The 1,903-nt window shown below is 27.3% G+C and carries 2 protein-coding genes; both read left to right on the forward strand.

Annotation, left to right across the window (positions count from 1 at the left end; genetic code table 11):
* The coding region (locus HMPREF0549_RS02940; protein WP_040530861.1) for an acyltransferase family protein at positions 1 to 816 on the forward strand (816 nt) is incomplete at its 5' end.
* Positions 797 to 1,903 (forward strand): glycosyltransferase-like membrane protein (locus tag HMPREF0549_RS09835; RefSeq protein WP_003716777.1); only part of this gene is annotated, 1,107 nt, incomplete at its 3' end. The genes HMPREF0549_RS02940 and HMPREF0549_RS09835, both read left to right, overlap by 20 nt.

Genomic DNA, 1,903 nt, shown 5'->3' on the forward strand with positions numbered 1-1,903 from the left:
TTGCAAACAAAATTATTAGTTCCGACCTCTTTAAAGACAATTTTGCTACCATTTCCTTTACCTAGTGGGTACTGGTTTGTATATGCATATGTGATTATGTTGTTTGCAATGCCTTTTCTAAACATAATTATTAATTCATTAAATAAGCCTAAATTGATACTCCTTATAAAAGGTTTAACGTTTTTATGGTCGATTTTAGTAGTAAGTTTTAACATTTTTAGTGGAAAACCGGATACGAGTTTAGATAATTTTGGTTATACACAAACAACTTTTTTCTTTTTACTATATTTTATCGCTGCTTATGTCAGAAAATATAGTGGGAAAATTTTAAACTCCAAAAAATATACAGCAATCGGCTCTGTTGTTGGATTATTACTGGCAGTTGTATGCGCGTGTTTAGCGGATTCTCAGAAGTTATTCAATGGTATTTTGAATACTTTTGATATAAATGGTCCGATTGTTATTGCAACTTCAGTCTTTATTTTTTCTTTTTTTAGAAATTGTCAGTTCGATAGTCAAATGATTAATTATATTGCTGGTTCAATGTTCGGTGTTTATTTGATTCATGAAGATTCATTTGTGAGACCAATAATATGGAATCAATTAATATCTTCTAAATTATATATTCATTCAGGATTAGAATATTTAACGGCAGGGTTAATTTTTTCGTTATTAGTATTTATTATATGTATCATAATAGATATTGTTTGTAGAAGAATAATTTTTAGTAAAGTAATTAACAAGCTGACAGTATATATATGTACATTGTTAATTACAATTGAAAAGAGGACACTAAATGATTCAGAAACTAAGTAATTATTTGGTAAATATTTTTTTGGTTTTACTGGGCACAATATCACTTATCGGAGCAGTCACAGAATTAGCAGTAATGCAGAACAAGCTAAGCGTAACGAAAAATATTCTATTTACCAGTTTGGTATTAGTCATTGTATGCATATTTATATTTAGAAAACAAGTTAAAAACCTAGTAGAGTTATGCTGTGCATCGAAATACATTTTTAATGTTATATTTCTTGTGATTTTTTGTGGTTTAATTTTTTATCAGTTAAATATGATCCAGGCCTTAACTGGAATAATGGAATTTGATCCAGCATTTATATATAGTCTTATTCTTCATAAACCAATTGTAGGCAGTTCATATTTTTCATGGTATCCTAATCTATTACTTCTTTTAAATATTGAAAATGTAGTGTATCACTTATTAGATAATCCAAATATATACTTTTTTTTAAAATCCTTGAATGTTATTAATTTATTTCTAATTGATGCAGGTTTAATGCTGATTTTTTTAACTGTAAAGAAACAGCTTAATAAGAAGTATGCATTTATAACGCTATTAATGGCGATTTTAATTTTTGGATTAACACCATATATAGCAATCCCGTATTCAGATAATTGGGCATTTTTCTTAATGTCTATATATATTTTTTTATTGAGTACTATCTATAATAAAAAGCAATTTCATTTTAATATTATCCCTATTATATTTATTGGGATAGATAGTGCTTTGCTCTATAAGATGAAGCCTAGTACGATTATTGTTTTAATTGCTACGATAGTAGTTCTATTTGTTACTATTCTTAGTAAGGGTAAACAATACTTGAACTTTCAAAATATAAAGAAGCAATTATTGATATTATTTTTATTTATAATGCCTTTTCTTTTAACTATTAGTACATGTGATTACTTTGTTGATAACAATAATTTAATAAAGATTGAAAAAAATAGTTCAGCGGGTCCGTTACACTTTATGGCAATGGGATTACATGGTGATGGAGGATATTGGTGGGATTTCAACAGTAAAGATGAGTCTCTACCTCCAAAAGATAGAAAAGGTTATGAGATAAAGGTCATAAAGAAAGATATTAGAGATTTTGGAACG

This window comes from Limosilactobacillus vaginalis DSM 5837 = ATCC 49540 (assembly GCF_000159435.1).
Classification (GTDB): Bacteria; Bacillota; Bacilli; order Lactobacillales; family Lactobacillaceae; genus Limosilactobacillus; species Limosilactobacillus vaginalis.